This window comes from Kosmotoga sp. DU53, from assembly GCF_001639905.1.
Lineage (GTDB): Bacteria > Thermotogota > Thermotogae > Petrotogales > Kosmotogaceae > Kosmotoga > Kosmotoga olearia.
This window is the reverse complement of sequence record NZ_JGCK01000057.1, coordinates 1-6453: the sequence shown is the minus strand read 5'-3', so window position 1 is coordinate 6453 and position 6453 is coordinate 1. Positions and strand designations below refer to the sequence as shown.

Below are 6453 nucleotides of genomic sequence, written 5' to 3'. Positions count from 1 at the left end.
TCACCACGGGAGATAGGTTGTCGAACCATATACGCCGGGGTACCTTTCCAATATGTTCGAATATGTTCTTCAGCCCCTCGAGCAAACATTCAAGGTTTTCCCCTCTAAACAGTTGAAAGTATCCCCCGTTGCTGTATGGAAAAGAAAGATTCAGATAATGCAGCGTCGTTCCCTTACCCTTTTCAATGAACTCAGCCTGTCCAAAATCTGCTTGAGCTTCGCCACCAGGATGGTCAAGAGGTAAATAACCTTCGTTGGAATACAGCTCCTTCTTTTTCTTTCTCACATATGCTCTTACCGTACGTTCGCTGAGCGGAAAATTCGGATATTCCTCACATAGTCTCTTGTAAATCCTTCTAGCAGTATGACGTTGTTTTGCCTTTACCTTTTTATCTTCTTCCAGCCATTCATCTATTTTGGGCTTGTACGGATCGAGCTTGGAGGTCTTCTTTCTACGTTGAACATACTCGTTCAAATCGTCCATTTCGTCGTATTTCTTTACCGTTCTGAAATCATGCCCCGTCTCATTGGCTATGCTCCTCAATGATTTCCCTTCAAATTCTCGCAAATATTTGATATGATGTACCTGGATCATTGTCAGCACTCCTTTCTAACCCCCTTTAACTGTTTGTTGTGCAATTAAAGGGTAATGGATTTTCCGGATGCTGGCAATGATCTTTTTCTTTTCCTTACTGCTGGATTATTATCCTGCCACTTGCTGTATTTTTATTTTGCCATACACAGAAGATATATGTACAAAGTTAGAATAACGATCCAATACCTCACCCTGAATATCAAATTCCTTTTCAACCATTAAAAATCCACCCTCTTTCAATAAATCCATCACACTATAAGGATTATAAACTATGATTCCAGAGAATTCCAAAGAAACTCTTCTCGCAAAAACAAATACCACATAACTATACAAAATAACATGCCAGCCAAATCCCTAATCCAGTCTCCAACATCCAATTTCACTTTTTGCTCTTCCCGCCGCAGGCGCATATCACCGACGTAGCCGGTCGCTCCAACCGAGCAGCAGTTCGGGTCAACTCCGAAGGAGTTCGTGACAACTCTGAAAGAGTTCGGATCAATCCCGAAGGGATTCGTATCTGCCGCACAGCGGCCCTCTCGGATTCTCGGCTTTTATCAGCGTCCGCAAGCCTCTGTCTTCGAGCGTCGCTCCACCAGCTGACGGCCTCGCAAGCGTCGTATTATCAAGCGTCAACATCAATAAAAAACGCCCCCTCAGGGGCGTCCCGTTATTTAAACCGATCTTAGAATGCAACACCAATAAGCACGTAGGGCACATCGAAAGGATTGAACGTATTTAAATAAGCTACATAAGAGCCCGCACTCATTCCTACTTCAGCAAAGAAGTTAGAAAGCCTAGCACCAACACCAAGCCTTGTGATGAGGTACAAATCAGTGTAATTGATGAAACCCTTAGCGAGATTTTCAAGCATTGACAATGGAGAAACAACCTGTCCTCTCAGATAGAAAATCCAGATTGGGAGTTTAAGGTTTATACCGAGAGCTGCCTTGGGATTAGCGTACTGGTAAAATTCCCCGGTACTGTTATCGTAACGACCAAGGAGAAACTGCGCAGTAAATATTGACAAATCCACTTGAGCAAATACGCTAGCACCTGAAAAGTCCTCAAAATCAACTTCAAGCTCATCTAATTCGAAGTCATCAAGAGAGACAGTAACCCCATATAAATCTGCTCCTACTCCTAAGAAGAGATCCCCAGCGAAAATAAAGCTAACCAGGCTAAGGATTACCACCAACAAACCGACCTTTTTCATATCTCCACCTCCTTTTTTATTCTCATTAAATTATACCAATTTAGTGCGAAAAAGAGAACTATAAAGCGTATTTCATGCACACTTTAATGTTAAATTCACAGAACATGTATAAATCAATCGCACCTTTAGTACAAACGACTAATACTAAAGTACAATACTATCATCACCCTCAAAACAACAAAACATTTACATATATTCCTGAAATTAACTGGTCGGCAAGACACATTTTTCTGAAAATTCATGTTCTCAGGACGCTGTTAACTAAAAAACCAGGCCACAAGAAAGGTTATTTCATTAAAAAAATCAAGATGATTCCTTCATCAGCAACATAGTTGCTCCAGTCATCAAAACGATCAACCAGGTTCTTATTCGAGAACCTCGTGTTTTCTCTATTCTCCAGCATCCAGTCTCGCTCTTCCGCTTTTACAGTGTTGCAAGCGTCAACGTCGTGAGCCTCCTGAGCGCAGCTCAGCACTTCAGTAGCGTAGCTGCTTTTCCAGTCACCCATGTTTAAAATTTATGTGCTATATTGTCACAACTATTAACCATATTTTCGGATTAAATGTGTTAATATATCAATTAGAAGAAAAAGAGGTGAGGAACATGATGAAATTAAAAGAATTTCGTAAACGTGCTGGACTTTCCCAACAAGAAGCTGCAAGGTTATTAAATATTGATAGAACCATTCTTTCACGACTTGAGAATGGAAAACGAAAGATTGATCCAATATTACTGTTTAAAATGGCTAAACTATACCACACTTCACCCGAAAATCTTATGGGCATTCAGCCAAGAAAGAGAGAATTAGCATTTGTTTTTCGTGATGCAGAGAAACTGGATGAAAATGCTAAACAAGTATTAGACAAAATAAGCAAAGTAATGCAAGATATTATCTTTTTAAAGGAGATTCTCGATGAGGATGTCTAAAACAGAAGCAGCCGCAAATACTCTCCGTTCTGAACTTGGATTTCAAGGTGGAGCGGTTAATGAAAAAGAATTGAGAAAGGTTCTTGAAAGAAAGGGCTATTTCCTTTTTTATTATCCCTTTGGAAATGATTCATTTTCTGGGGCCGCCTTACAAGATCACAATGTGAAAGTCATTGTGATCAATTCGTCTCATACACTTGGTAGACAAAACTTCACACTTTGCCATGAACTTGCCCATTTTCAACTTCATAACATCAAAAATCATATCGATGGAATTACCCCAATCAACAAAGAAAAAGAGAAAGAGGCTGATTATTTTGCCTCATGCTTTCTTATGCCTCACGATGAAGTAATAAAATTTGTAGAAGATAATAATTCAAAAAAACTAGATCTTATAACAGCGATGAAAGTTTCTGCCTTTTTCAGGGTAAGTTTTCAAGCCGCTGTTATAAGATTAGCTCAGATCTTACATATTAAGAAGATTCCAGAAGATCTTCTTAATGCTTCCCCTGTAAAAGCAGCGCGACTTCTCGATCTCAGCCCGGAACTTTATGAAAGTAATAATGAAATATACTGGTCAAGCACTAGCTACATACTACTCGCATATGAAGCCTTACAGAAAGGAAAAATCAGTACCGGAAAATTCCTGAAAATGATGGAGGAAATAGGTCATGACGGTTATGAAGTTCTTGATAACCTTAAAGGAAGAGATTAATGTTTATACTAGACAATACAGTTCTTAGTAACTTTTTTTACTATACAAAACATAGATTTGCTTTCTAAGATCCTGGAAAATAACGTGATTGTGCCTAGTTTTGTCAGGGATGAATTTTATATGACGAAAAGGCATTCAGAGGTTTCCCTTCCTTTCCCTCTCCAAGAGATCGAAAGTAGTAATTTTGAGCTTTTCAAAAGATCTTTTTATGCCAGCTCATATAGAGGACTCCACGACGGAGAGATTTCCTGTATTTATCTGGCCGCAATAAAGTATGTAAATTCCACAATCCTCACCGACGATAAACTCGCCAGAAAATACTGTAAAGATTTTGGAATTGAGGTCCACGGAAGTGTATATATACTAGCTCTTGGAGTGATTAAAAATCTTATAACCGAAAGTTGTGCAGAATTGTACCTTGCTAAAATGAAACAAAAAGGGTTTTGGTTAAATGAAAATATCACAGTTTCTGCTGTGCTAAAGAATATAAAGCTCAAAAAATAAAAGCAACCGAATCCATACCCCAGACCCTATACGCACTTTTTTGCTCTTACTACCTCTGCAAACATCGCTCCATTAGCCGACAGCCTCGCAAGCGTCGCATCAACAAAATGTTATACTAATCTCGAAACCCAAAAAAAGAGGACAACTCATGGACATCGAAAAACTCGAAGTCTGGAAATCAGCAATGGATCTAGCTGAAACAGTATATAAAATCACAGATAAATTCCCAAAAACAGAAATCTTTGGTATAACAGACCAAATAAGAAGAGCTGCAGTATCAATACCATCTAACATAGTAGAAGGAAAGGGCAGAGATTCAGCTAAAGATTTCGTAAGATTCCTCAACATAGCCAAAGGCTCATTATACGAACTCCAAACCCAATGCATCCTATCAAACAAAATCGGTTATCTCAGTCAAGAAGACTTTCGTTTGATAATCAAAATGTGTGAGACTCTAGAACACAGATTATCAGCTCTCATAAAGTATTTAAAGCACGCGAATTAATTAACTTCTTCTCTTTTTTAAAAAATGCGTCATCGACGAAGTCGATCGGGACAACTGCGCAGCAGTTCTAGTCAACTCAGAATGAGTTCGAGACAACCACGAAGTGGTTCGCATCGTTTTATCAGTCACGCATAGCCTGAGCTTCACTTTAGCTCAGCATAGCCGCTGCAATATAGCGCGATGAGGCAGTTCAAGTCAACTCAGAATGAGTCCGGTACAACCACGAAGTGGTTCGCATCGCTTTATCAGCCGTCACTCCATCAGCTTTACCGAACCCCTATATGCTTTTTAACTAACCTCTCTATTGTGTCAAGATCTATTTTTACTATCTTCTCATCTATGTTTCCGACAAAACCCGATTTGCTTATCATGACCGGAATCCTCTTTCGACTATCCTTTATATAGTCACATTTTTTCAGAAAATCATTTGCAGTTTTTCTTGTAACTGGTTTATTTGTCCATTTGCATTCGAAAACTAATATTGAGGCTTTATCTTCTCCAACCAGATCTATTTCATAACTTTTATCCTTTGCTCCCGGTACTTTTCCCCAGTGCTTTCCCACTTTGTGGGGCATAACAGGTATTATCCCTTCATTGTAAAACAACGGAATAAGTGAAGAGATAATCTTCTCAAAAGCCCTTCCAGTAGATGCCGGCTGATTTTCCAGAGTATATTCAAAAGCCGCCTGCGGATTGAACTCAACAACAGCCTGTTGAGCATATATATATCTAAACCAGAAACTCAGGAAATTATCTTTTATTCTGTATCTTGCCCCACGCTGAGCCTTCGACAACCGATTATCCACTTTCTCGATAATGTCATAATAATTCACCAGTTCGTTTATGTACTTCATCACTTTGGTTCTATTCATGTTGGTTCTATCAGTGATTTCCTTTGCTTCCCTGTCGAGATCTCCTATTGCTTCAAGTACAGCGAAGTATCCCGGATGTTCAGAGCCAAACTCCCCTACAAGCAGGTTTTTGCCCTCTTCCCTGAAAGGAGCGAATTCGGCAAAGAAAAGTTCGTACAGAAGTTCTTTGAAAGGCCTTCTTTTATCGAGATACCACAGATATTTAGGAACACCACCCAATATTGAATACCAGGTAATAACTTCATCAATTGGGTAACCAAAATTCAAGAGCATCTCAGCAGCACTAATAAAATCGAATGGTTTCAGTTGAAGTTTATAATCGCTTCTACCAAAAAGGGGTTCCTTGCTGTCGAAAAAGATTCTCTTCATCATTCCTACATATGAGCCGCATAGTATTAACATTGTTTTCGAATCCAGTTCGTCCCAGACTTTTTGAAGACTTGAAAAACCCGAACGATCAACTCGTAAGAAATTTTGAAATTCATCAAAGATAACGGTTTCATAGTTCTTGAAGAGGTAACAAAAAAAGCTTTCCCAATTTTCAAACAGACCATTGAAAACTTGTCTTGAAAAATCTGCAAGTAGGGTTTCAGAAGAACGCGTATCGACAAAAAAGTAAGCAGCATCAGGAAGCACCTTTCGCAACAGTGTAGTTTTCCCTATTCTTCTCCGCCCAAAAATTACAATCATTTGCTTTTTCTTTGTGGTTTTTATTTTTTCAAAAAACTCCCTTTCTTTGACTCTGTCGTAAAATCTCACAATCCCACCCCTTGTATACTATCCCGTAACTTACTGTCCAGTATACTATTTTCTGCAATTCAAAGTCAAGTATAGCCCGAACACCAGCTCGCAACGCATAACGTGCCCATCATCGTTGTAGGTCGTTGGTTGTAGGTTGTTCGTCTCTTTTTCTAAACCCTAGACCCTATCTTTATCTAAAATCCAATCTCCAACATCCAGTCTGGTTCTTTTTTTCCACCGAAGGTGCGTACCAACCGCGAAGCGGTTCGCACCCCCAGCGCAGCTGGGCTTACCCTTGGCGCAGCCAAGCTTACCCACGCCTAGCGTGCTMACCCACGMCGSACAKCGTGCTTACCCCCGGCGTAGCCGGGCTTACGGTAT

Annotated in this window: 9 protein-coding genes; 4 read left to right on the top strand and 5 right to left on the bottom strand. The window is 39.8% G+C overall.

All coding sequences use genetic code 11. The annotated features are described in order from the left end of the window. The 4 genes from istA to DU53_RS12315 form a co-directional block, all read right to left on the bottom strand. Window positions 1-595: IS21 family transposase (gene istA / locus DU53_RS07010; protein WP_153020839.1), on the bottom strand; the 595-nt coding region annotated here is incomplete at its 3' end. A gap of 108 nt (window positions 596-703) precedes the next feature. Then, window positions 704-928 (bottom strand): hypothetical protein, encoded by a 225-nt coding sequence (locus DU53_RS12860; RefSeq protein ID WP_063728259.1) that lies wholly within the window; start codon window positions 926-928, stop codon window positions 704-706. Between the two features lie 349 nt (window positions 929-1277). Further along, window positions 1278-1808, bottom strand: a complete 531-nt coding sequence (locus tag DU53_RS07000) for a hypothetical protein (RefSeq protein ID WP_063728257.1) — start codon at window positions 1806-1808, stop codon at window positions 1278-1280. Between the two features lie 286 nt (window positions 1809-2094). Beyond that, complete coding sequence (locus DU53_RS12315) at window positions 2095-2316, bottom strand: hypothetical protein (protein ID WP_161484773.1); 222 nt, start codon at window positions 2314-2316, stop codon at window positions 2095-2097. Between the two features lie 95 nt (window positions 2317-2411). On the opposite strand from DU53_RS12315, the gene DU53_RS06995 reads away from it, so the two are divergent. The 4 genes from DU53_RS06995 to DU53_RS12515 all read left to right on the top strand — a co-directional run bounded on the left by DU53_RS06995 (window position 2412) and on the right by DU53_RS12515 (window position 4459). Further along, entirely contained in the window at window positions 2412-2735 is a 324-nt protein-coding gene (locus tag DU53_RS06995; RefSeq protein WP_015868668.1) for a helix-turn-helix domain-containing protein, read from the top strand. Continuing rightward, window positions 2722-3450 (top strand): ImmA/IrrE family metallo-endopeptidase, encoded by a 729-nt coding sequence (locus DU53_RS06990; RefSeq protein ID WP_015868667.1) that lies wholly within the window; start codon window positions 2722-2724, stop codon window positions 3448-3450. Before DU53_RS06995 ends, DU53_RS06990 begins: the two co-directional genes overlap by 14 nt. Window positions 3451-3570: 120 nt before the next feature. After that, a complete protein-coding gene (locus DU53_RS06985; protein WP_063728255.1) occupies window positions 3571-3954 on the top strand; it encodes a DUF3368 domain-containing protein in 384 nt (127 codons plus the stop codon). 148 nt (window positions 3955-4102) lie between these two features. Beyond that, window positions 4103-4459: a four helix bundle protein gene (locus DU53_RS12515; protein WP_015868665.1), complete on the top strand. Its 357-nt coding sequence runs from the start codon at window positions 4103-4105 to the stop codon at window positions 4457-4459. A 266-nt stretch (window positions 4460-4725) separates the two neighbouring features. Here the strand turns inward: DU53_RS12515 and DU53_RS06975 are convergent, their stop codons facing one another. Next, window positions 4726-6090: an ATP-binding protein gene (locus tag DU53_RS06975; RefSeq protein WP_063728253.1), complete on the bottom strand. Its 1365-nt coding sequence runs from the start codon at window positions 6088-6090 to the stop codon at window positions 4726-4728. Between the last annotated feature and the right edge of the window lie 363 nt (window positions 6091-6453).